This window comes from Drancourtella massiliensis (assembly GCF_016900655.1).
Taxonomy (GTDB): Bacteria; Bacillota; Clostridia; order Lachnospirales; family Lachnospiraceae; genus Sellimonas; species Sellimonas catena.
Map to the genome: position 1 here is coordinate 43,488 of NZ_JACJKH010000013.1, position 23,770 is coordinate 67,257.

The 23,770-nt window shown below is 46.5% G+C and carries 24 protein-coding genes and 1 pseudogene; 3 read left to right on the forward strand and 22 right to left on the reverse strand.

Features of this window, described 5'->3' with window-relative positions; translation table 11 throughout:
* Positions 1 to 8: 8 nt before the first annotated feature.
* From H6A32_RS16355 to H6A32_RS08630, 16 genes and pseudogenes are all read right to left on the reverse strand, one after another.
* On the reverse strand, positions 9 to 1,199 hold the full coding sequence (locus tag H6A32_RS16355) for a radical SAM protein (protein ID WP_243424886.1): 1,191 nt from the start codon (positions 1,197 to 1,199) through the stop codon (positions 9 to 11).
* Between the two features lie 105 nt (positions 1,200 to 1,304).
* Positions 1,305 to 2,432, reverse strand: a pseudogene (locus H6A32_RS16360) (glycosyltransferase); the annotation flags it as partial.
* A complete protein-coding gene (locus H6A32_RS08565) occupies positions 2,429 to 3,436 on the reverse strand; it encodes an acyltransferase family protein (RefSeq protein ID WP_204864133.1) in 1,008 nt (335 codons plus the stop codon). The gene H6A32_RS08565 and the pseudogene H6A32_RS16360, both read right to left, overlap by 4 nt.
* A gap of 14 nt (positions 3,437 to 3,450) precedes the next feature.
* Positions 3,451 to 4,578 carry a glycosyltransferase family 4 protein gene (locus tag H6A32_RS08570; RefSeq protein ID WP_204864134.1) on the reverse strand — a complete coding sequence of 376 codons (1,128 nt, stop codon included), beginning with the start codon at positions 4,576 to 4,578 and terminating at the stop codon, positions 3,451 to 3,453.
* Positions 4,578 to 6,029 (reverse strand): sugar transferase, encoded by a 1,452-nt coding sequence (locus H6A32_RS08575; protein WP_204864135.1) that lies wholly within the window; start codon positions 6,027 to 6,029, stop codon positions 4,578 to 4,580. Before H6A32_RS08575 ends, H6A32_RS08570 begins: the two co-directional genes overlap by 1 nt.
* Positions 6,030 to 6,073: 44 nt before the next feature.
* Complete coding sequence (locus tag H6A32_RS08580) at positions 6,074 to 6,808, reverse strand: tyrosine-protein phosphatase (protein ID WP_204864136.1); 735 nt, start codon at positions 6,806 to 6,808, stop codon at positions 6,074 to 6,076.
* Positions 6,805 to 8,325, reverse strand: coding sequence for a polysaccharide biosynthesis tyrosine autokinase (locus H6A32_RS08585; RefSeq protein ID WP_204864137.1), 1,521 nt, complete (start codon positions 8,323 to 8,325; stop codon positions 6,805 to 6,807). Before H6A32_RS08585 ends, H6A32_RS08580 begins: the two co-directional genes overlap by 4 nt.
* A gap of 2 nt (positions 8,326 to 8,327) precedes the next feature.
* Positions 8,328 to 9,743, reverse strand: coding sequence for a polysaccharide biosynthesis tyrosine autokinase (locus H6A32_RS08590; protein WP_204864138.1), 1,416 nt, complete (start codon positions 9,741 to 9,743; stop codon positions 8,328 to 8,330).
* Between the two features lie 15 nt (positions 9,744 to 9,758).
* Positions 9,759 to 10,577: an immunoglobulin-like domain-containing protein gene (locus H6A32_RS08595; protein WP_204864139.1), complete on the reverse strand. Its 819-nt coding sequence runs from the start codon at positions 10,575 to 10,577 to the stop codon at positions 9,759 to 9,761.
* Between the two features lie 27 nt (positions 10,578 to 10,604).
* Positions 10,605 to 12,365 (reverse strand): ABC transporter ATP-binding protein, encoded by a 1,761-nt coding sequence (locus H6A32_RS08600; RefSeq protein ID WP_204864140.1) that lies wholly within the window; start codon positions 12,363 to 12,365, stop codon positions 10,605 to 10,607.
* A gap of 10 nt (positions 12,366 to 12,375) precedes the next feature.
* On the reverse strand, positions 12,376 to 12,849 hold the full coding sequence (locus H6A32_RS08605; protein WP_204864141.1) for a hypothetical protein: 474 nt from the start codon (positions 12,847 to 12,849) through the stop codon (positions 12,376 to 12,378).
* Between the two features lie 293 nt (positions 12,850 to 13,142).
* Entirely contained in the window at positions 13,143 to 13,532 is a 390-nt protein-coding gene (locus H6A32_RS08610) for a hypothetical protein (RefSeq protein ID WP_204864142.1), read from the reverse strand.
* Entirely contained in the window at positions 13,514 to 14,602 is a 1,089-nt protein-coding gene (locus H6A32_RS08615; RefSeq protein WP_204864143.1) for a radical SAM protein, read from the reverse strand. The genes H6A32_RS08610 and H6A32_RS08615 overlap by 19 nt, the downstream gene beginning before the upstream one ends.
* A gap of 1 nt (position 14,603) precedes the next feature.
* Positions 14,604 to 14,924 carry a PqqD family protein gene (locus H6A32_RS08620; RefSeq protein ID WP_118637350.1) on the reverse strand — a complete coding sequence of 107 codons (321 nt, stop codon included), beginning with the start codon at positions 14,922 to 14,924 and terminating at the stop codon, positions 14,604 to 14,606.
* 130 nt (positions 14,925 to 15,054) lie between these two features.
* A complete protein-coding gene (locus tag H6A32_RS08625) occupies positions 15,055 to 15,507 on the reverse strand; it encodes a hypothetical protein (protein WP_204864144.1) in 453 nt (150 codons plus the stop codon).
* A gap of 288 nt (positions 15,508 to 15,795) precedes the next feature.
* A complete protein-coding gene (locus tag H6A32_RS08630; protein ID WP_204864145.1) occupies positions 15,796 to 16,638 on the reverse strand; it encodes a tyrosine-type recombinase/integrase in 843 nt (280 codons plus the stop codon).
* 210 nt (positions 16,639 to 16,848) lie between these two features.
* Here H6A32_RS08630 and H6A32_RS08635 point away from each other — a divergent pair, with 210 nt between their 5' ends.
* Positions 16,849 to 18,123 (forward strand): DUF1576 domain-containing protein, encoded by a 1,275-nt coding sequence (locus H6A32_RS08635; protein WP_430749582.1) that lies wholly within the window; start codon positions 16,849 to 16,851, stop codon positions 18,121 to 18,123.
* 12 nt (positions 18,124 to 18,135) lie between these two features.
* Here the strand turns inward: H6A32_RS08635 and H6A32_RS08640 are convergent, their stop codons facing one another.
* A complete protein-coding gene (locus H6A32_RS08640; protein WP_087169368.1) occupies positions 18,136 to 18,696 on the reverse strand; it encodes a CDP-alcohol phosphatidyltransferase family protein in 561 nt (186 codons plus the stop codon).
* An 84-nt stretch (positions 18,697 to 18,780) separates the two neighbouring features.
* Here H6A32_RS08640 and H6A32_RS08645 point away from each other — a divergent pair, with 84 nt between their 5' ends.
* The gene (locus tag H6A32_RS08645) at positions 18,781 to 19,446 is read left to right on the forward strand and encodes a YkgJ family cysteine cluster protein (RefSeq protein ID WP_087169367.1); all 666 of its coding nucleotides are present in this window, start codon (positions 18,781 to 18,783) and stop codon (positions 19,444 to 19,446) included.
* Between the two features lie 24 nt (positions 19,447 to 19,470).
* Here the strand turns inward: H6A32_RS08645 and dtd are convergent, their stop codons facing one another.
* Positions 19,471 to 19,917 (reverse strand): D-aminoacyl-tRNA deacylase, encoded by a 447-nt coding sequence (gene dtd / locus H6A32_RS08650; RefSeq protein WP_118637346.1) that lies wholly within the window; start codon positions 19,915 to 19,917, stop codon positions 19,471 to 19,473.
* A 131-nt stretch (positions 19,918 to 20,048) separates the two neighbouring features.
* On the opposite strand from dtd, the gene H6A32_RS08655 reads away from it, so the two are divergent.
* A complete protein-coding gene (locus tag H6A32_RS08655) occupies positions 20,049 to 20,798 on the forward strand; it encodes a tRNA 2-thiocytidine biosynthesis TtcA family protein (RefSeq protein WP_087169366.1) in 750 nt (249 codons plus the stop codon).
* Here H6A32_RS08655 and H6A32_RS08660 read toward each other — a convergent pair.
* The 4 genes from H6A32_RS08660 to H6A32_RS08675 all read right to left on the reverse strand — a co-directional run bounded on the left by H6A32_RS08660 (position 20,795) and on the right by H6A32_RS08675 (position 23,755).
* A complete protein-coding gene (locus H6A32_RS08660; protein WP_087251931.1) occupies positions 20,795 to 21,439 on the reverse strand; it encodes an AAA family ATPase in 645 nt (214 codons plus the stop codon). The two genes, H6A32_RS08655 and H6A32_RS08660, sit on opposite strands and share 4 nt — an antisense overlap.
* 94 nt (positions 21,440 to 21,533) lie before the next feature.
* A complete protein-coding gene (locus tag H6A32_RS08665) occupies positions 21,534 to 22,457 on the reverse strand; it encodes an RluA family pseudouridine synthase (RefSeq protein WP_087252086.1) in 924 nt (307 codons plus the stop codon).
* Complete coding sequence (lspA, locus tag H6A32_RS08670) at positions 22,447 to 22,977, reverse strand: signal peptidase II (RefSeq protein ID WP_204864146.1); 531 nt, start codon at positions 22,975 to 22,977, stop codon at positions 22,447 to 22,449. Before lspA ends, H6A32_RS08665 begins: the two co-directional genes overlap by 11 nt.
* Before the next feature lie 22 nt (positions 22,978 to 22,999).
* Entirely contained in the window at positions 23,000 to 23,755 is a 756-nt protein-coding gene (locus H6A32_RS08675; protein WP_087169363.1) for a YlmH/Sll1252 family protein, read from the reverse strand.
* Positions 23,756 to 23,770: the final 15 nt, after the last annotated feature.

Below are 23,770 nucleotides of genomic sequence, written 5' to 3' on the forward strand. Positions count from 1 at the left end.
AAGACCTTTTACCCCTTCATCTGACTCGCAATATCCGCATCCACAATCTCTTCACCCGTTCTGCCTTTAAGCTGCTCTTTCGAAGCTTCACTCAGTCCATCATTAACCACCGCATTAAAGTCACATGTGCTACAGCGATCCAACTGTTCTTTTGTTACCCTGCCATCCCGGTAATCTCGGCAGATCTTATTCTCGTACATGGAGTATGGCTTTTTCGTAAACAATGCTTTCACCTTATGCCGAAGCACCCACCAGGCCGGTACCCAGATATACTTGTGCATGGCCGGGCTCACGCTTCCGATCATCCAGCAGTTCCGATCACAGCAGCGTACCTTTTTCCGGACTTTCTCAGCTTCAGGGCTGTTCCACAGTTCGTCCCAGGTTTGCTTATTCAAATTTCCCATTACTTCTTTATCCTTGGTCCCGTTACACGGCATCACATCTCCATACGGATCGATAAAGAAGGTATCAAAACTCATATCACATGGAAGCAGCCGTTTCTGTCCGTAAATGTAATTAATCAGCCCGTGGTTGAAATACGCACGGAACCACTTTTTCGGACTGTTGCTTCTGAGCAGTTCATTAACCAGTTTTTCGAAGTTCTTTGCAACCATCGGACGGTTATGAATGATATTCTTGGCTTCTACAAAATAAAAGCTGTTATGCAGGGATGCTGTGGCAAATTCCATTCCCATCTTGTCCGAAATCCGATATAACGGAACCAGATCCTTTGCATTTTTATCCTGAACCGTCATCCCAAAACCTACGTCTTTCATGCCCATCTTCCTGAGGGTTTTTAAGGTCTGATATCCTCTTTGATATCCGTCCTGCAGACCGCGAATTTCATTATTGGTCTGTTCCAGCCCCTCAATAGAAATCCGGATGCCAATCTGCGGGAATTCTTTACACAGATCTACGATCCGGTCTGTAAAAAATCCATTGGTCGAAATCACGATCCGGTCACTTTTCTTATAAAGCTCCCGGACGATTTCCTTCAAATCTGTACGGATAAACGGCTCTCCTCCGGTAATGTTTGTAAAATACATTTTTGGAAGTTTCCTGATAGTTTCAATGGAAATCTCCTCTTCCGGTTTTGACGGGGCTTTATATCGGTTGCACATGGAACAGCGCGCATTACATCGATAGGTAACGATGACGGTTCCGTTCAATTTTTTCTCATTGTTCTTTTTCTTCGTCATACTTTTTCCAGCGGCTCCTTCTACTGATTTCTTTCCTCTGTAAATCTGCATCAGTTTTTTTGCATAGGTTTCTACATCATCAAAACGGATCTCTTTGCAATTCTGTCTGTACGTTTCCAACAGTTCCGGATTCATCCAGAGTTTCTGAATCTTTCTCTTTAGCTCTTCCGCATTCCCACTCTCAAACAGTTCTCCTGTCTTTCCAGCATCAATCAGTTCCGGTATTCCGCCAATCTCTGCTCCCAGAACAGGAGTCCCATACATTTGAGATTCCATAACCGAGAACGGGCAGTTTTCATACCATTCTGACGGATATACCGAAAATCTTGCCTCCCGTATCAGAGTTTCCAGCTCTACCCCACTTTGAAATCCTGCATTTCTGATATTAGAGATCTGGTTCACCTGCTCTTCCAACGGTCCTGTTCCCGCAAAGACAAACGGGATCTCCGGCAGCTCCCGGCAGACCTGAAGGAGTGTCCGGATTCCTTTCTCTTCGGAATATCTTCCAAAATACAGCACATAGTCTTTTTTCTTTGTATCTTTCCATTCCACCTGATCTACAAAGTTATGAAGCGCCACTGTTTTTCCTGCAAATACCGGGTTGGTATCCATCTTTTCTTTCAGGAACCGGCTGCAGCAGATGATCCGGTCGATATATCTGTACGCCTGAATTCCATTCCAGAACATTGCTTCCATCATACCAACAGCCGATTTCGCGGCCGACCCGTGGATACATTTTCCTTTCACACAATTCAGAAAATGTCCTCCCAGGCATTTTTCGCAGTTTTCATGCCGGTCAGGATTATGCAACATATGATTGGGGCAAATCAGCTGATAATCATGTGCCGTATAAATAATCCTGCATGGCCGCTTTTTCTCTTTTCTCCACTTCACAATCTCCAGGATAATAGACGGTGTCAGCTGATAATTAAAGTTGTTGATGTGGCATACATCCGGCTGAAAATCCTCCAGCACAAGCCGTAGCTTTCTTCTCGCCTCCACACTGTAGACGGTCTTGACCGGATAGGTCAGTTTCGACAGCTTGCTGCCGCCATGGAAATCCATATCCGATGTATAAGCATTCACACGGTTCCCCACACAGCGGCCCTCATGCTCCATGCCGAAAAACTGAACCTCATGTCCCTGCTTTTCCAGATATTCGCCAAGTTTAAAAATATACGTCTCGGATCCTCCGTTTGGATAGAGGAACTTATTAATCATCAGTATCTTCATCTTCCGATTTTCCTTCCTGTAGTGCTGCGTCCTGCCAGTTTTCCTTCCACTCGTTCAATCACACATTTCATTACAAATGAAAATATTACAGTTCCAACAAAAACAAGAACCACTGTTACGATATATTGAATCCACCCGTCTCCGAGCACTGTATGAAGCCCTGTTTTCTCGACGACTCGAAACATAAGCATGTGGGACAAGTAAATCTCCATGCTGATACCGCTTATAAATTTTGTCACTTTATTCTGAAGCACCCCTTTTGATGCAAGTGTCGCATACATCAAAAGCAGCACCGAAACAAGAAGCAGCGTAATCGTATTTCCACCAATGGTATAGTACAAAATAACCGTCAGCCAGACTCCGGCCAACACTGCAAACTTATTTATTTTTGAAATCTCGTCCCGGTAAAGATAGAGCAAGCCACCAGCCAGGAAGAAGCAGGCACTGTAAAGAATATTTCTCCTGTCTATTTCAAAATAGTTTGCGCACACGAAGTTATAAATCAGGCTGATGAGAAAGGAAAACCAGGCCCGTTTTTTCGTTTCAATCAGGAAACAGAAAAATGGAAAACACAGATAAAATACAAACACCAGTCCCAGGAACCATCCAACACCAATGACTTCTATATCACCTGCATTTGGTAAAAAGCCAAACAATAATGTCAAATCCGCAAACGCTTGAGCGAATGAATCTACAGATGGCGACATCAGGAGATCGATAATCACCAGAATACCAAAGAATGGCAAGGTCTTTAGAAATCTTCTTTTATAGAATTCAGATATAGAGATTTCATTATTTAGTACTTTTTCATAGTATCCACAGCACATACCAAAAGCAGAAATCACCATGAAAAGAAATACGAAATTTGTAAATTCCGGTATCATCCTCTCATAGAGATACCCCGAGATTTTATAGCTTGTGTTTGCCTGTATATGCATCATCACAATGCCAAGTGCTGCTATTGTCCTTAGTCCATCAATTGCTCCGTAATGTTTCTTTCCCATTTTCATTCCTTTTTCTATTTGTTATACAGTCTCGCCGTCTCCTTCGCAACTTCATCCCAGTCATATTTCCCGCAGATGAACTCCGTTGCATCCTTTTTATACCCCTGCACCAGCTCTTCCCGATCGCAGGCGGTCTGTAGCTTCTCTCTCAGATCTTCCACATTACCCTGTAGGAATACCATCGCCTTGTCTTCCACGACTTCGGTGCATTCTGCAATGTCTGACACCAGACAGCAGTTTCCATAACTCATGGCTTCCAACAGGCTCAGCGGCATTCCCTCCAGATCCGAAGGGAGGGTATACAAGTAAGCATTGCTGTACAATTCTTCCAGCATCTGTCCTCGAACAAATCCGGTAAACAGAATCCGGTCATCTCCTGCTGCCAGTGCCTTTAGTTCTTTGACAAACTGGTCAGTATCAGATGTGCCTCCCGCTATAACCAGTTTTTTGTCTGTCTGCACCTGACGATATGCCTGGATCAGATATTTGAGCCCTTTTTCCGGTACCAGCCTTGCCAGAAACAGAATGTAGCCATCCTTTTCCAGACCAAACTTTTTTTGAATCAGATCCGCTTCACGAAGTTTCGTCCGATTAACACCATTTGGTATAAATCTTGTCTTCCGTCCGTAGGTTTTCATAAAGTAGTCCTGTACTCCTTTGCTCAGCACAATCACTTCATCTGCAAAACGGACAGCGCATTTTTCTCCCAGCATGATATAGGTGCTGGCAAGCTTGCCCCATTTGGCTCTTTGATGATCCAGACCGTGAATCGTCGCAATGCATCGTTTTCCCATTAATTTTGGCAGCCACAGCATGGCGCACGGACCTTCCGCATGGAAATGCACCACATCATACGGCCCGAAGGCTGCACGAATTGCTGCCACGGTGGAGGCACTCATCGCTGCCAGTCCCCGCTTATCAATCGTAGGAACATTCACGATCCGCACCCCTTTGTATGTTGTTAATCCTTTTTTTCCGCCCTGCTTTCCACTTCGGTTATAGCAGGTTACCTGATGCCCCATTTTTGCCATTCGGGTGCTCAGTTCTTCCACTACTACTTCCACGCCACCCTGTCCCAGAGCCGGCATACATTTCATACCAAGGAAAGCAATGCGCAGTTGATTTTGTTTCTTTTCTCCCATCACATCGATCCTTCTTTTTTAACCACTGCAAGTACTGTCTTCAGCAGAATCCGAAAGTCCATCCCCACACTCCAGTCTGTAATGTATTCCGTATCCAGCTTGACCACTTCCTCAAAATCCGTGATCTCGCTTCTTCCGCTTACCTGCCACATTCCGGTAATCCCCGGTTTGATAGCAAGTCTTGCACGATGGTGCAGTTCATATTTTTCCCACTCGTCCAGTGTCGGAGGTCTTGTCCCTACCAAAGACATATCCCCTTTCAGTACATTGAAAAACTGCGGAAATTCATCGATTGAGGTCACCCGGATCAGATTTCCGATCCCGGTCTTCTTCCTGCCGTCCGGCAGAATCTTATTTCCAATCACACGGGTATCAAAATCCAGCTTGAACATCATGCCGTCTTTCACCCGGTTTTCTTTCATCAATTCTTTCTTCCGTTCCTCTGCATCCAGATACATGCTTCGGAACTTATACATTTTAAATTTCTTTCCATTTTTTCCCACCCTTACCTGTGAGAAAAAAATCGGCCCCGGCGACTGAATATAAATAGCCGGTGCAATAAAAACAAATAAGATTCCTGTCAGAATGCAACCCACCAGTCCGCCTGCAATATCCAGGCATCGTTTTAGAAATGCCTGCTTGTCTGTTGTATAATTGATGCTGGTAGTCAGTACCAAGTAATTTCCGATTTTCTCCACCAGCGGTTTCTTTCCCACCTTGTTGGTAGCCTGAGAAATATTAAAATGTACAGTAACTCCTGTCTCCACCAGCTTGTTTATCAGGCTTTGAGGAAGCGTTTCGTTATCTCCTGGAATTAGGAGCACCTCATCAATCCATTCCCGGCAGACATATTCCGGCGCGGTATCAACATTTGCCACCACCGGCAGTCCCCCGATATCTTCTCCTATGATATTCCGGTCTGCAATCACCAGTCCGGCCAGATTATACATTTCGTAATTATTATGCTTAATGCTCAGGACCACATCCAAAGCCGCCCGGTCGGTTGTCACGATCAGTAGTGATCGATCGCCTCCGGTTCGCATTTTTTTCCGAAGCATCCGCTTCCAAAGGAGTCGCACTCCATAGGTGAGAAACAGATAAATCACCCCAGTCAGATATAGAACGATTCTGGAATAATTCTCTGCTTCCTGAATGGTAAACAGGTACAGGGTTGCAAACAGCAGTACCAGCACAACGTGTTTCAGAGTAACGGCAAACTCGATATAATATCCTCTTTTCAATACATTTTTCAATGTCTCAAAGAAAAACATCACCATCACATCTGCCAGTTCCAGAAAGATCGCCATATTGAGATATAACTGGTTTTCATATGGACTGCCTGCCTGATGCCTAAACAGGTAGGCCATCATGAAAGCAGCCTGTAAGCAAATCAGATCCAGCACCAGAAAATCCCAGTGTTTTAACCATCCTTTTGAACTCTTTTTATACATTCGTTCTGTACCTTCCTCTTTTCCTGTATCCTCTCGTCCTTATCCTAACGAAACCGAATCACATCGTTTCCTTCCAATATTCTTTTGGGGTTTTCCCTTAATAGCAATTCCGGACATGCACTTCCGTACCGTCTCGCCAGTAGATCTCTTAATGGTGCCAGACTCAACGTTCGGACATCTACCCGGTGGGCGTCGGTTGCTGCAAGCGATACCAATTGTCTGTCCAACATGTAGTCTGCTACATCCGCTGCTCCTTCTCCAAACCGCCCGAAGATGCTTCCTTTGTCCAACTGCAGTACCGCTCCCATCCTTGCCCATTCTTTTACGTGAGCAGGTACCCGCTGTACGCAGCGATATCGTTCTGGATGTGCTAGAATCGGAATATACCCGGCATCCAGAAGATAGATCAGCATCCGGTAAATCTGCCATGCCGGAGCATCCAGCCGGACTTCCACCAATACATAACGGGTCCCGTTGATCGTCAGCAGTTCTCCCCGTTTCAACTTTCTTACCAGTTCCGCTCCGTCCAGAATCTCCATTCCTTCTACCAACCGTAATGGGATCCGTTCTTTTTCCAGAAGCTCCCGGAACTGCTCCAGCCTTCTGCGGTATACACGAACCATGTCCGCTGAATTTCTTCCCGGCAGATTTGCATGACAGGTAGCTGCCACAGTCTCAATACCGGATTCGACTGCTGTCTGCGCCATTTCGACTGCCTCTTCCCAGGACCTGGCTCCATCATCCAGCCCCGGGAGCAGATGGGCATGCAGATCAATCATGACTGTAGCTCCTCAGTATCATTTTTCTTCTTTGACTCCTGTTTCTTTCCATAGCCATAAGAGCCGTATCCATAGTAACCATATCCGTAACGTCCATAACCATAGTAGCCATATCCGCCCCTGTGTACCGGAACACCGTTGAACACGTATCCCAGAAGCGGTGCTTTGCTGTCTTCCAGCCCGGAAATACTGTCCAGAATCCGGCGTTTCTGCACCTGATCGTAACGGATCACATACAGGATGCCGTCCGACTGTTCCGCCAAAATGCTGGCGTCCTCAAACATTTCTACCGGCGGTGCATCCAGAAGAATCAGATCCCACTGTGCTTTCATTTCTTCCATGACCTCATGGAAACTGCTATGATTGAGGATCTGCTGAACACCTTTGACAGGTTTGTTTCCTCCAAGGAAATCTACTCCAGTCTCTTTCTCCCGATAAACTGCTTCTTTCAGCGTACATTTTCCTGCCACAACAGAAGCGAGTCCTCTTCCTTTTTCCTCCGTCAGATGCTTCCGGTCTGCCTGCTTGCGCAGGTCAGCGTCAATAAACAGAACTTTTACCCCATGGGATGCCGCTGCAATAGCAAGGTTATAAGCCAAAGTGGACTTTCCTTCTCCCGGCATGGTGCTGGTCAGTACCAGTACTTTACCGCCCTTTTCCTCCAGTTCACGGGAGATCCGGATCTGCAGACTCTGAATATTCTCCCGAAATGCCTGAGGTGTCCGGTTATCCTGCATCTGAATCCATCTGGTAGTCTGTTTTTTCCGAAGCTTTCTGGAGACTTCCGGTATATTAGCAATACAGGAAAGGCTCATGACACTTTTCAACTCTTCCGGCTTCTGTACCGTTTTCTTGAAAAAAGCATACAGGCAGATAAGAAGAAATCCTGCTCCTGCCCCGTAGACAGCACCTTTTTTGATCTGTCCCCGGTAACTTGGCCGGTTGTACGGCTCCGTCGGAGTCGACGGCTCGTCGATCATATTAAATTTCGTATCCCCGATGACAAACCGTGCCACGTCCGGATACACCTTAATAGCAGACTCCAAAATCGCTTTGGCATCTTCCGGGCTGTTGCTGGTTACGGTCATGGTAATCATATTCGAGTCGGAAACTGCCTGTGCGGAGATACTTCCGTTCACCGCATCCACTCCCAGATCTTCCTCAATCGCCTCTGTCAAAAGGCTGCTGCTTAAAATATAAGGAAAGGTTTTCGCCAGCTGTCCGGCTGTTGTCGTATCATAATAAAAGTTATAGGTACTGTTTTCTGAATCTGTAGATCCTCCGGTCAGCACCGTAAAGGTTGCAGAGGATTGATACATTGGTGTATAAAACAGGCTGGTAGCTCTGAGATAAAATGCCCCTGCCCCGACTACAGCCAGAAGAATGATCAGCCACCAGAAGCGGAGAATCCCCTGAATCACATTCCAGAACAGAGCCCCCAGATCGATCACGTCATCTTCATCAATCCTGCGGGACAGGTTCTGGTTATTCTTGCTATAAAGATCTCTCTCTGCCATCCTTACACCTCCTCGCTGCCATCAGTTCTGCCATATCCGTAGTAGGAATGTTCCCGAAGAGAACTCCACAACTGTTCTTTCAAAAAGGCGTTTAAAATGAAACCTGTAAAGTCCACGCCTGCCTGGCGGATCGTATCCGAAGCATCGTTTGCCGCTCTCACATCCGTCCAGTCCTGGCGAACGATCAGTACTGCGTTATCTGCCATTTTCAGCATCAATTCCGCATCGCTGGATACGGACATTGGAGGCGTATCCAGAATAATGTAGTCCATCTTTTTCCGACCGGCGTCAATCAGCGCTTTCATTTCCATTGAATCCAGATACCGTGCTGCATTATGGATGCTCTTCTCCTGAAACACCGTATAGATCTTTTCCTTTTTCTCATAAATTAGAACATCTTTAATCTCTGCCTTTTTGTCCAGATAATCCGATAGATACTTTCGGTTTTCTTCCTTTTTTTCAAACACTTTATAAAGAGCCGGCTTCTTCAAATCCACGTCAATCAGCATTACTCTCCGCCCTTTTTCCGCCAATGCAAGGGCCAGGTTTGCCGCCACAGAAGATTTTCCTTCATTTTCCGCCACACTGGTCACCATCAGTACCTTCTGGTCTCTCCTTCGCATATGATGGTCGATTCGGGTTGCTGTCTTACGTACTGCCTCTCCAAACGGCATACTGACCAGTTTGGAAGAGATCAAAATGGACTTGTTCAGTTTCCGCAACGCTCCCCGGACGGTTTTATTTTTCCGCTCATATGGAATCAGTTCCAGAATCCGTCCATCCAGATTTCGTTTGGCTCCTTCCCTTGTTTTCACTGTGAACCGCAGGATAGACAGTAAAACGATCAGCCCGCCGGATCCAACTGCTCCTGCCAGAATAGCAAGCTTCTGGTACCGGGAACTATTCATGGCATTGGAAGGTGCATACGGAACCGATGGTTCCTGTACGATCCGGAGCATCGCATTGGAGAAGAGATAGTCCGATACCTCATCATAATTCCGGATGGCAGACTGGATCACCTGATACGCCCTTCTAGGGTTTTCACTCGTTACCTGCAGCGTGATCAGGTTCGTTTCCTCAATCACGGTTGCCTGAATCGTTTCGTTGATGGAATCTTCACCGAGCTCTTCTGCAATCTTTTCTTTTAAGACATTACTGTCGAAGACTTCGCTGAAGACTCCGGCCATCTGGTTGGTCAAAGACAGAGAAGAATAGGCATTGCTGCCTCCCCTCGCACTGACTGCCATGGTGGCCTGGGCGGTAAATTCCGGCACATACAGGAAGCTCATGACTCCGGTCACTGCAAACCACCCTGCTGCAGCCGCCAGAAGAATCACCCATATATTTTTCAGCAGGTCCCGGATGATACACAGGATGCTGATTTCATCTAGTCTGAATTCTCTTACTTCATTCTTCATCTGGTATCTCTCCTTTTACTCCCGCACGATTACGGTCAGCCAGGTTTCCCCCCTGCCTGTATCGCCGTCTGTCTGATATTGAACCTGATAGGTTCCAGCTTCCCCGGTATTGACCTGAGAACTGATGGAAAGGCTGCCTGCATCCAGCTGGTTGCCGTCCATATCTTCCACATAGTCCACATACTCTTCCGGGTGGAATTCTGCTCCTTTTTTTACGTACACAAGAGACTGTGTCAGGTGAATGTCTGTGCTGAGCTGAGATGCTTCCACGATATGAACCGGAAGTTCCGCCTGTGTCGTGTCACCCAGACTGTTGGATACTTCCACCTGGATCGTATAGTCTCCGGCGGTCCGGTAATCGACATTACTCTCCAGCAGTTTCACCATAGAAGAAATGTCTCCGTCGATCTGATCCGTAGCATGGACATAGCTCCGTGCATTGTTCTCGGTTCCTACTGCAAAGACCAACGGTTGTGTCAACATAAATTTCGGAGCCTCATAATCAGTGAAACGGACTCTTCTGGTCAGAGTTGCCGCCTGATTGGAAGAATCAAAGACCACGTATGTCAGGTTGCATACTCCCGGCTCAATGAACTGGGAAAAGTTGCCTGCCATGATCTGGTCTGTCAGATCCCCGTCTTTTTCGTCCTCTGCTGTCAATCCTTCCAACAGATCGCTTTCTTCATAAGAAGTGGAGACTTCCAGTTCTTCACGGTCGCTTGTGATGACCGGTCTGGTCGGATCTTCTGTTGCCTGTTCTTTAATCCGGGCCGCCCCGTAGATTCCAAGGCTTGCGATAAAAAGGATGATAACCAGTATTCTTATATATCTCATCTTGTTTTCTCCTGTCTCTTAGCTTGGTCAGAATGCATCCAGAAATTCCTGAATGCCCTGTTCGTCTACCTGCGTAATCCCATGGTCCTGGATTTTATAGACCCGGTTACACATGGCAAATACGCTGGGCCGGTGTGCGGCCACAAGAATAGTCCGGTGCGGTTCTTTTTTAATGATTCTCCGAAGCACCCTCCGTTCTGTCGCCACATCCAGCGCACTGGTGGCTTCATCCAGAATCATGACCGGGGCATCTGCAAGAAGCGCTCTTGCAATAGACAGTCTCTGTTTTTGCCCCTCGGAAAATCTTGTTCCTCGCTCCCGAACCTGTGTATTCATTCCTTCTTCCAATTTTTCAACAAACTCCCAGGCGCACGCTGCCTCCAGAGCCTGCCTGATTTCTTCGTCTGTCGCTTCGGGTTTGACCATCCGCATGTTGTCCGCAATCGTCCCTGTAAAAAGGGTGTTGCTCTGAGGGATGTAGCTGAACAGGCATCGTGTAGCCGAAGATGCCTCCATTGCTGTCCGTCCTGGATTACCAAGATAGACCCGGCCTTTTTGCGGATGGTACAGACCCAGAAGCAGGTTTAGCGTCGTCGTCTTGCCCTGCCCGGACGGCCCGATCAAGGCAACAATCTCACCCGGATTGGCGGAAATATCCGCATTTTGGTAAATCCAGTTGTCTTCCTCATAGGCAAAGTCTACATTCTCCATGCGGACAAAGACGCCTTCTTCCTTGCTTCTTCGTTTCGCTTCTTCTGCTTCTTCTTTTTGTTCCATAGAATCCCTTGGCAGGCTGGTGACTTCCATGATTCGCTCTGCGCTGATTCCGGCCCGGATCACCGTCGGCATGAGACTGATGATTCCGCTGAAAGATCCCCGGAGGGATCCTGCCATAGAGACAAACATCGTCATAGTCCCGTAACTGATGTCTCCTCTCCACAGCCGGTATGCTGCAAATCCATAACAGGCATAACCTACTGCCTGTCCTACCAGGGAGGTCACGATAGTTGTCCACTGCTGAAACTTGTTCTGGAGCAGGGCCACATCCACGGTTTCTTTCTGGATTTTGTAAAATTTTTCCATAACCCGGTCCACCATGCCGAAGGCTTTGATGAACTGCAGGTTCTGGAAGGTTTCCTGGTCAAAGACCGTCCGGTCGCTGGCTACTTCCTGATTATCTCTCTGGAAGTCCCGCATCTTTTTCATGGAATACCGGGAAGTCAGGAAGGAAACCGGAGCTCCTGCCATAGCAATCACTGCCATGATGGGATCATTTTTCACCACGATTACAAAGGCTCCTCCAAAACTGATCAGAGTCGTCACCACGTTAGGCAGGAAGGTGAGAATCGTATTCGCCACCATACTGGCATCTCCATTCACCCGGTAAAGGAGATCACCGGAACGATATTTTGACAAAGATTCCCAGTTCGTCTGCAGAACCTGCTCATAAATATCACTGCGGATTTCGTTAGTGACTTTGAGACGAACCCTGAGAGAAAGCCGGGTCTTGACGGCATTAATAAAAATCTGCGAAACGCCGACACCCACATATACTACAGCCACCTGTACGATTTCTGCAGAATTCACTCCTGTCACAGCATCTACCAGATCCCGGCTGACCACGGAAGTCCCCAGAGATAACACCGATCCGGAAGCTCCCAGAAGGATATATACCCCAATTAGAAACCAGTACTTCCGGACATAGGCATACATCCAAAGGAGCTCCCCGATCAGCTTTTTCAACTTGCCTTCTTTGATTTTCTGAATGATATGTTTGATCGAACTCATGGCAATTTGATCAATTCTCCCTGCCAAAAATAGTTTTCTCGGTTAGGTCTACCGCCTCTTCATCCGGACGGCAGGACAGTTCGTAAACCGGAAGTTTGGAAAGCAGATGATCCAGTGTTTCCAGACAAAGCTCCATACCATTCTCCAGCCAACGGGGATAGAAGACACTGTTGGAAACAGCAGTTACTTTCTCAAATCCCTCTAACTTGCGAATGGAGTTTTCTGGAGCCTGTTTGAGAATAACCAGCGCCTCTATCGGTACACTCGTATTCTCGCAATAAGGAGAAGAGCCGTGCCACGGAGTTCCCCAACCGAGAAAATTTTCTTCTGTTTCCTGCACAAAGACGATATCGCCGTTGATAATCAGGGCGTTCCGGTACTGATTCCAGAGTTCCGCCTGGGTGGTCTTTCCTATACCGGAAGGACCGAGGAACATCAGGCCGTGACCCTGATAGTCAATGAGGGAACTGTGAAACTGGATCATGTGATGCTGGGAAGCATGAGCGTAAAAGGCTTGGATAAGGAACGCAGTAATACATTCTCTATTCTGTAAGGGATAAAAAGAAATTTTTTTCCAATTATCCTCTACAAACATGAATTCATTCCTTTCAAAAAAGGTAGAGTGCCTATCATCCATATTCAATTTTTCTATCCCGTAAAATATTTCAGCAGTTTTCGCCTTACAAATTGTTAAATGATATTGTTGTAAAGATATTGTTGTAAATTTCTTCCACTCTTCGTCAACAATTTCTTTTTCTGCTACAATATCAATTCCTGCTATGCAGTAATTCTGTCTAAACATCCTCTATCTTCCAAATTAGCACCATATTGCCCTACGAATGCAGATTTTTTAAAAAAGTCCCAAGCCCCTAACATTTCATTTAGATCATCAGCATGTCCCGCATTAACATGCTCCCTTAATCCTTGTGCATCTGCTGAATGTTCCACTCCTTGCTCACATTTCCCATCATTTTTTTCCAAATATGCCGGCCAAGTTTCAGATAATGGACAATTTGGATCGTTAAAATACCAACCTGTACCTGTAAATCCATCTCCATTCCAATATAACCAATATCCTGTTTCCTCAGCTCCACCACCAGACGTTTCCAAGGTCATAATTCCATTGTTTACTGCTTTAGCATCTACTTCTATATAAATCTGTCCCATACCCATTCTCCTTTCTCTTCATCAAACCATTTCTTAATCTTCTCACAAAACTCTTCTGTTACCTTGTGCGGGCTCCCGCACTCTGCATTCAGCATTCCGGCACACTTGAAGCATACCTTCTGCACTTTGCAGGTCTTACATTCCTCTGGCCAGTCCAGTTCTTCTTCATACCGGATCAGTTTCTTCCATGCCTCCTGAAATGCCTGCTCTCTTATTTTGATATGTGGTTCATTCATAAAGCTGCAGAACCGCATTTCTCCGTCCCATGTAATCCAGTACCCCAGCCGGTAGTCCTTACAATAGTTACACGGCTTCCGTTCGATATTGACCGGTGCTTCTTTTAATCGGTACTGAATCTCTTTTTTCTTTTGTTCATCCAGCTTTTCCTGTACCCGGACGTCCTTTGCTTCACTGTCCGCACCCCGAACTGAGGACTTAACTCCTGCTGTCATCACCCATGGGAGCTGATGACAGTACGCATAAAACGCCATCCGTTTGACATCTTCCTCATTCTGTCGGATGATGGTACTGACCAGTTGGATAGGGATCTTCATTTCTTTCAGTGTCCGGATCCCCTGATCGACTTTCGTAAATCCATTCGGCACCTGGCAGACCTGTTCATAGATCTCATCATTGGATCCATACAGAGTGATCTTCACACCTTTTGGTGGATAGTCTTCCAAAAGCTTTTGAAATTTTCCTTCGATCATGGAAGCGTTCGTCTGAAGGGTGATGAAAAATCCCATCTGCGTCAATTCTTTCCAGATCGTTTCAAACTCCGGATGCATCAGCGGTTCGCCTCCGGTGATGCAAAGCCAGGTCGTCCCGGCTTCTTTCGCCTCCCTTGCCACCCGGATCCATTCTTTTGCAGTCAGTTCTTTCCCATATTTATGGATCTCCGATGGCTTCAGGTGAACATAACACATCCGGCAGTTGAAATTGCATCTTGGAGTCAACTCAAAGGTTCCGGAAATCGGAATTGCATCTGCGAATGCCTTTTCCCAGACTGCTTTATAGAAGGGATCCAGCCATTCCATCCGCCGGCAGGCCGGCTCAAATTCATAGCTCATCTTAATCCTTTCCTTTCGGCATTCTTACAAAGACCCGTCCACGTGTGATCCCATCATCCAGAATGTTATTGTCCGCCAGCGTCTTTAAAAATTTCTCGATGTCCGCTGCCGCCTGCTCTTCCGTCACTCCGCTGTAGTGCTCCATGATTTTTGCCACCAGATCTTCCTTTTCGAATTCGTGGTCTTTCATGTAGTCCCACAGATACGCGCCCGAAGACGAGATGTAGACAATGGACGTCACCTCCTGCACCCGTTTCCCGGTGGGCACTACAACATACTGGCCTGCTACTTCCCGCAGGATCAGTCCATCCTTCAATTTCATAGGCATCCACTCCTTTTTGGAATTTCCCTTGCTGCCTTCCCCAGATGTCGTTCCTTTCCTGTTTGTTCTTGTTTTGTCATATGTTTTGATGCTGTCGCATATACATGCTATAGAAAACATTGTGCAGGTTTTACCGATTCAGTTCCTTATTAAGGGCAATCATCTTCAGCATCTGTCTGAAATCCTGATCGTTCTGAATCTGTATCCACGGGGTATAACCCAGGAATGCGAAAGGAATGTGTCTGGCAAGCCGGATAAATACGGTCCCTGCACTTTCCTTCTGATCAGACAGGTCGATTCGGAACATCTTCCGTTCCAGATCCCAGATAATCAGGCTGCCCTTCATATCCTTTCTGATATCATGGATTTCCGGCGTGATGGTCTCTCCGGTTTTCTCGTCATGGACTTCCGGATAGACGAGAACCATGGTGTCATAGGGAATCGTCCGGCATACCAGCCCCTTCTCCGGGTCTCTTTCCCAGACCAGCAATTCCTTCTGGCCAAGCCTTACTTTTTCCGGTTTATATACCAGATTTCTGCTTCTTTTCTCCATCTCGCCATCCCGCCTGCTTTTCATTTCCATGCATCCGTTACCACAGAATGGTTATTCCGTGGTAACTGCCCTGCAAAACGGCAAAAAATAAGGGACTGTGCCATTTTGTCACAGCCCCGGAATGTCGATCTGTCCTTCTTTTTCAAAAAAATAGCGCAACATGCCTACGCCCGCTTTCCTGGAAAAAGCAAACGGGCTTCTTTGCATGCAAAAAAACTATTGACTTCTCTTCCCTACAATATTAAAATGAAACATGCTAGAGAAAAAATGTTTTGTTATGTATTTTTTTACCACGGAATAACCATTCTGTGGTATTTTTTATACAATTAATCTCATTTTTTTGATAATGCGTTCCTGTTTGCGGATGCCTTCCGCCACATAAATCCTGGTGGTCTCAATGGAGGAGTGTCCGAGGATGTCTGCAAGGAGAGCGAGATTTTTTTCTACCGCGTAAAAGCAGCGGGCGAACAGATGCCTCAGGTTGTGTGGAAAGACCTTCGTTTTGTCTACCCCGGCCTCTTCACAGATGGCTTTCATTTCATGGCAGATATTGCTCCGGTCCAGCGGTTTTCCGGTTCTTGTCTGAAAGATCGGTCCACTCTGAATGCCCTGATTGTTTACGTAGGTCCGCAGTTTCTTTTTCAGCTTCTTTGGCAGCAAAATGGTTCGGTCCTTCCCTTTCAGGTGAATCTGTACCCGGCCGCATTTCAGCGCCTCTACGGTGATGAATCTCAGTTCACTGACCCGGATTCCGGTGCCGCAGATCGTCAGAATCACATAGTAAAGCCGAAGATTCGGGCGGTTCCTTGCTGCCATCAGCAGACGTCTGTACTCCTGCTCGGAGAGTTCTCTTTCTTCATCGATAAATGCCTGTCTCTGAATCTTCAGGAGCTTTACCGTGCAGGTTTGACAGCCTGTAAATTCCAGATAGGAATTGACCGCAGAGAGCTTCGCGTTTACGGTCTTTGGCTGGTAGGATCGAATCAGCCTCTCCCGGTATTCGAGGATTTTCTGTTTTGAGACTTTTGCGCCGCCAAGAAAAGCGGATAAAATCTGAAGCTCTCTCATATACTTCTCAACGGTAGCCCGGCTTTTTTCTTCCTGAATCAGGAAGATTTCATACTCTTTCAATGACTTTTGCGTAATACGTTTCCCTTCCATAAGTATTCCTTCCTTTTGTGTTTTCTCTTTAGTATCTTCAGCTCTGCCTTCCACTAATCCTGCCTTTGTAAATTTTGCTGTATATAAAAAAAGACTGAATCTATCTCTGTTTTGGTTCAGTCTTTTTGCATTTTTTTTATTTTTCTTTACCATATGGCTGATTTTCGATATAATAAAGTTAATAATTACATCGAAGAAAGGATGCTCTACATGAAAAAAACGCTTTCGCGCCGCCAGAGTTATCTTCTGCTGGCAGTTTTTCCCGCCTATTTTATCATTGTGGGACTATTTATGCAGCCACCTTCGGAAATTCTTTCCGGTCTTTATTCGATTATCCGTGAGCCTGACTTCCTGATTACAGACTATTTTGTGATTGGAGGCATTGGGGCTGCTTTTCTGAATGCCGGCCTGATTACGCTGCTTTTACTTCTTGTTCTTTACCTTCTGCATATGGAAATCGATGGTCATACTATCACCTCCTGCTGCCTGATCTTTGGCTTTTCCTTGTTTGGAAAAAATGTTGTCAATATCTGGACGATTCTCCTGGGTGTCTATTTGTATGCTCACTATCACAAGACTTCCATCCGGAATTATCTTTATGTCGGTCTTTACGGAACGAGCCTTTCCCCGATTATTACCCAGGTTATGCAGTTCGAAGGATTATCATTGCCTGTCCGGGTCTTTTTAAGCTTTGCTATCGGTATCAGCATTGGTTTTGTTCTGCCTCCATTGTCTACCCATGTTCACTATGCTCATCAAGGTTACTCTTTGTATAACGTCGGTTTTTCTTCCGGTATCATTGCGACAGTCATCATCTCTTTATTCAAATCCTTTGGAATTGAAGCAGAATCCCGGCTGATCTGGCATACAGGAAGTAATCTGGAGTTTTCCATCATTTTGGGGGCACTGTTCCTGATCATGATTTTATCTGCCTTTCTTCTGGACCGGAAGCAGCTGTTTGCTTCCTATAAAAAGATCCTGAAATGCAGCGGAATCTCAGGAACTGATTATCTGAAACAGGAAGGGAAAGCGCCTGTTCTTCTCAATATGGGAATCAACGGATTTTTCGCCATGTTTCTTGTGCTGATTTTGGGCGGAGATCTCAACGGTCCGACCATCGGCGGTATTTTCACGATCGTCGGATTTTCTGCCACCGGGAAGCACCTCTTTAATATTGCCCCGATCATGATCGGCGTTATTTTGGCCAGTGTAACAAAAGAGTGGAATATCAACGATCCGTCACCGATGCTTGCTCTTCTGTTTTCTACGACTCTTGCCCCGATCGCCGGGGAATTCGGGATTGTAGCCGGTCTCCTCGCCGGATTTCTTCAGTCTTCTGTAGCATTAAATGTTGGAATTCTTTATGATAGTATGAATTTGTATAATAATGGATTTGCCGGAGGAATTGTAGCAATTTTCATGGTTCCGGTGATCCGTTCCATCCGCTCCAGAAGAGCGCGCGCAAAAGGCGACCTCTCTCTTTAGAGGCCGCCTTGCTTACCATTCCTTATGCATTTTTTGAAATTCCGGTATGTAGAGAATAAGTGTCAGAAACATGATCACCATCTCAGCGAGAATAAAGAAATCTGCTGTTTGTCTGGGGATCCAGGGAAATACCACCAGCGCCAGAAGCAGTAGAAACAAGGTGGCAGTACATACTTTTCCAAACCATTTTGCCCCGTTTAGCTTCTGCCCGTGTTTCAGATTCCATGCTCCCATCACAGCCATAAATCCCTCCTTTATGATCATCAGAAGGATCAGGTAACGCATCAGGGGGTAACGGAATGCGAGACAGACAGCCACTGCCGCATGGGTCAGTTTGTCCGCCACAGGATCCAGAAATTTCCCGAATTCGGTAATCATATTGAAATGTCTTGCAACTTTCCCGTCCAGGAAATCAGTGATGGTGGAGATCAGGAGAATCGCCGCCGCCTGATATTCCTCCTGAATGGAATCCGCACGTAAGTATACAATACAAAATACCGGAATCAGCAGGATGCGGAAATATCCCATGCAGTTCGGTATCGATAACAGTTCTTTTTTTGAAAAATGCTTCATATTCCCTCCGTTCTGGTTTGACAGGCCCCCTCTTCTTTGTTTAAAATAGTGATAATACAATGACAGGCAACAAGGAGGCATTTTATGCTGCGAAATATTGATCTAAATGAAATCTCTGACGGGAACCTCTATACTTCCAATGATCTGGTACGTGCCGACTGCGGCGGATGCCGCGGATGCTCGGACTGCTGTCAGGGAATGGGGGATTCCATCATCCTTGACCCTTATGACATGGACCAGCTGTACCGTGGTACCGGTCTGAAGCCGGAGGAGCTTCTCCTTCGCGCTGCTGATCTTTCCGTTGTGGACGGCATCATTCTCCCGCATCTGAAGATGACCGGAGAACGGGACTGCTGCCCGTTTCTGTCCGGGGAGGGCCGATGCCGGATTCACGCATTCCGTCCCGGCTTCTGCCGGCTCTTTCCTCTTGGAAGACTGTATGAGGATGGTTCTTTTTCCTACTTTCTTCAGACGAAAGAATGTAAAAAGACCCACCGTTCCAAAATCCGGATAAAAAAGTGGCTTGACATCCCGGATCTGCCTCGCTATGAAGACTATGTGTGCAGCTGGCACTACCTTCTGATGGATCTGCAGGCTCATATCGAGCGGGCAGGAGATGAATCCTATCAGAAACAGGTATCCATGTATGTGCTTCAGAACTTCTACCTGACCCCGTACCCGGAAGAAGGCTTTTATGAAGCGTTCCAGGAGCGGTACGAGACGTGTAAGAAGCTCTTTCACCTGGCATAAGACCAGCTTATGCCTTCAGGTCTTTTACAGTTCTCTGGAATCCAGAACGATCGTAAACGGTCCGTCATTGATGAGGGAGACTTTCATATCTGCACCGAATCTCCCTCTTTCTACGACCGGTACCTGAGCCTTGCAGGACTCAATGATATATTCGTACAGCTCCTCTGCCGCTTTTGGATCGCCGGACTCGATAAAGCTTGGCCGGTTTCCTTTCTTGCAGTTGGCATACAGGGTGAACTGGGAAATCAAAAGCAGACTTCCTCCCACATCCGCCAGGGACAGGTTCGTCTTGCCATTTTCATCTTCAAAGATCCGCATTCCGATCAGCTTTTTTACCATCTTGTCCGCGGTCTCTTTCGTGTCTTCCTTTCCGACGCCGATCAGGACCATAAATCCTTTTCCGATACTTCCGATGGTTTCACCATCAACGGTTACCGAGCTCTCCAGAACTCTTTGAATTACAAATTTCATCTTTTTCACTCCTTTTTTTCTCCTATCTATCTTACCGTTTTTTTGTCTGTTCTGCAAGAAATACCTTGTATTTCCGCAATAAATAAGATATATTGATACAGTATGATGAAATTTGGAAATGAGGATGAGACATGAAATTACAGCAGCTGCTCAGCTTTACACGGAAAGCTGTGGACGAATACCAGATGATCGAAGCAGGAGACAAGATTGCCGTCGGAATTTCCGGAGGCAAGGACAGTCTGACACTTCTCTACGCGCTCGCCGGTCTGCGGCGTTTTTATCCGAAGCCGTTTGACCTGATTGCCATCACGGTGGACCTTGGCTATGAGAAGTTTCATACAGAGAAGATTGAGGCACTCTGCCAAGAGCTGGATGTGCCATACCATGTAGTAAAAACGGATATTGCAAGGATTCTGTTTGAGGAACGCAAGGAAAGCAATCCATGTTCGCTCTGCGCCAAGATGCGCAAAGGCGCGCTCAATGAAGCAGTGAAGAAACTGGGCTGCAACAAGGTTGCCTACGCCCATCATAAGGATGATATTGTCGAGACGATGATTCTTTCTCTGATTTTTGAGGGACGGTTCCACTCTTTCTCTCCGAAATCCTATCTGGACCGTATGGATCTGACTGTTATCCGTCCAATGATGTATGTCAATGAAGCGGATGTCATCGGATTTCAGAGAAAATATGAGCTTCCTGTCGAAAAGAGCCGCTGTCCGGTGGACGGGCTGACAAAACGGCAGTATGCCAAAGATCTGATTCACCAGCTGGAGCTTGACCATCCGGGTGCAAAGCAGCGCATGTTTACCGCAATTATAAATGGAAATATTGAAGGCTGGCCGGTACGGCTGACAAGAGAGGAAGTAAAAAGCAGTTCTTAAAGAACTGCTTTTTTCGTTGCTTCTTTGATTTTTACGATCTCTATGATCGCATCAACACATCCGTCGATGCCAAGCTTTCCGCTGTCAAGGCAGACATCATAGCTCTGAACCGCCGACCATTTCTTGTTAGTGTAATAGTTATAGTAGCTGCCGCGCTTTTTGTCCGTCTTGATAATCATTTCCTTCGCTTTCGCCTCTGTCATGTCATACATCCGGCTGATTCGTTTGGCCCGCTTTGCTGTGTCCGCATGGATAAAGACAGACAGGACATTCCGGTAATCCTCCAGCGCATAGTCCGCGCATCTTCCGATCAAAATGCAAGGTCCTTCTTCGGCAAGCTTTTTAATCGCGTCAAACTGTGCGAGGAAGATCTTATGGTTGATCGGCATGTCAGAGTAGCTCCCTGATTTATATCCGAGTGAATAGGTATCCATTACCAGAGAATAGAGAAAACTGCTTGTCGGCTTCTCATCGTGTGCCTTTAAAAGTTCCTCTGCAATTCCACTGTCTTTGGATGCACGATCCAGCATTTCTTTATCATAAAATGGGATCTCCAGCTTCTCGGAAAGACGCTCGCCGATCTCGTGTCCACCGCTGCCAAACTCTCTCCCGATTGTAATAATTGTATTTGTTTTTGACATATACATCACGCTCCTTTAACCAGTCAGCTGTCAAGCTATCGATAGGACTATTATATATCAAATTGAGCAAAATGTATATAACTTTACCAAAAATTTAACTTTTTCTTCTTAGTTTTTGCAATAAATCAACAAAATATTGCGGAAGAGGGGCATCGAATTCCATGTATTCTCCCGTTGCCGGATGATAAATTCCCAGAATCTTCGCATGCAGCACCTGCCCTTTCAGCCCTGGAAAAGGAGGTCTGGAGGACGGTCCATACACTTCATCCCCGAGAAGCGGATGATGAAGCGATGCCATATGGACACGAATCTGGTGGGTACGCCCCGTCTCAAGACGGCAGCGGATGTAGGTGAAATTTCCAAAACGCTCCAGCACCTCATAATGGGTCACAGCCTGTTTTCCATTTTTATGGTTGATGCTCATCTTTTTCCGGTCTGTCGGGTGACGCCCGATCGGTGCGTCCACGGTTCCGGTGTCTTCTTTGATATTCCCGTATACAATCGCATGGTATTCCCTGCGGATCGTATGCTCTTTCAGCTGCTCCGCAAGAATCCGGTGGGCCTCATCATTTTTGCATACCAGAAGGGAGCCTGTCGTATCCATATCGATCCGGTGTACAATTCCCGGACGCATCACGCCATTGATCCCCGAAAGGCTGTCTTTGCAATGATACATCAGTGCATTGACAAGCGTCCCGCTGTAATGCCCCGCCGCCGGGTGGACAACCATCCCTTTCGGTTTGTTGACGACCAGAATATCCTGATCCTCATAAAGAATATCAAGCGGGATGTCTTCCGGAAGGATATCCGGCTCCTTCGCTTCCGGGATCTCCACCGAGATTTCATCGCCTGCCCCCAGTTTATAGTTTGCCTTTACAGGCTTTCCGTTTACACTCACATGGCCCTCTTTGATCAGCTTCTGAATATAAGAGCGTGATACTTCCTCCAATCTGCACGAAAGGAATTTGTCGATCCGTTCTCCGACAAATTCCTCCGCCTGCAACACTTTATTTTCCATCTGTGCCTGTTCCTTTCTTTCTTCCAAGAAACTCCAGTTCCTCCTCCTTGTACCGGAAAAAGATCAGGATAAGCAGTACCGCAAATGATACCGTCACATAAATATCTGCCACGTTAAATACCGGAAAGTCAATCAGACGGAAATAGAAGAAATCTACCACATATCCAAGACGAATCCGGTCAATCAAATTCCCGGCCGCGCCTGCCACAATGAAAATTCCGCAAAGTCTCAGCGGCAGATACCGGCCGGTCTTCGGAATCCGCACGTAACAGTAAAGAATAAAAGCAAAAATCAGAATGGCAACGCACACGAAAAAGATCTGCCGATTCTGCAGAAGACCAAACGCGGCACCTCTGTTTTCCAGATAGTTCAGTTCAAACACGTTGTCAATCAGGACAAAGGCAGGACCGTCCTTCAGATGCGTGGCTGCCAGATATTTGGTATACTGGTCAATCAGTACCGCCACGATGACAAGAATCACTGCCATGACATAATTTTTCAGTCCATTTTTCTTATTCATATCTCTCTCCTGTGATCATCAATCAAGTATATTTTCGGACTTCAACATAGGATCTTCCCTTCCGCGTCTCGGAAAGCACGCCCTCGTAACGGAATTTCCCCATTCCCCGCACCGAGATAATGTCTCCTTCCTTCAGGCGGTACCCGTTGCTCACAATCAGCCTGCCGTTTACAAACACCTTTTTCCCTTCAATCAGTCCGGAAAGTCTGCTTCTCGAGGAAGAAAATGCAAGTGCCAGAAGACTGTCCAGTCTTACAGACGCAACTGTCCCCCGTATTTCTTCAAAGGACGGCTCGTACTGAAACTCCTGCTGTGCCTCAATCTGTGCCATTACAGATGTGTGACGGATTCTGGTCAGATTTTCCGCAAGAAAGTCCGCCATGTTTTCCGATACAAATACAACCGCCTCCCGGTCTTCCACGAGAATGTCACCGATCTTGCATCTTTCAATTCCAAGATTCAGAATTGCTCCAAGATAGTCCCGGTGAGACAGTTCCTCCGAAAACTTCGGATTCAACGGGCGGATACGAAGGATGGAAAACGGATAAAAAAACTCATAACAAAGAGCATCAGGTAGAAAAGCAACCATCTGACGCTCCGCTGCCGCATAGCCGCCAAAAGTCTCGTATCCGGAGTACAGCTCCTCCTTTGACAGCGTATGCAGAATATTCAGTTCATTCAGATTCAGAAAGTCACTGAACATCACAATCCCGCGCTGGTAGGCAGTGCGGGATAGGTCAATCAGTCTTTTCTGAAATATTAATTCTTCTCTTTCCATTCTCTGAAACCGGTT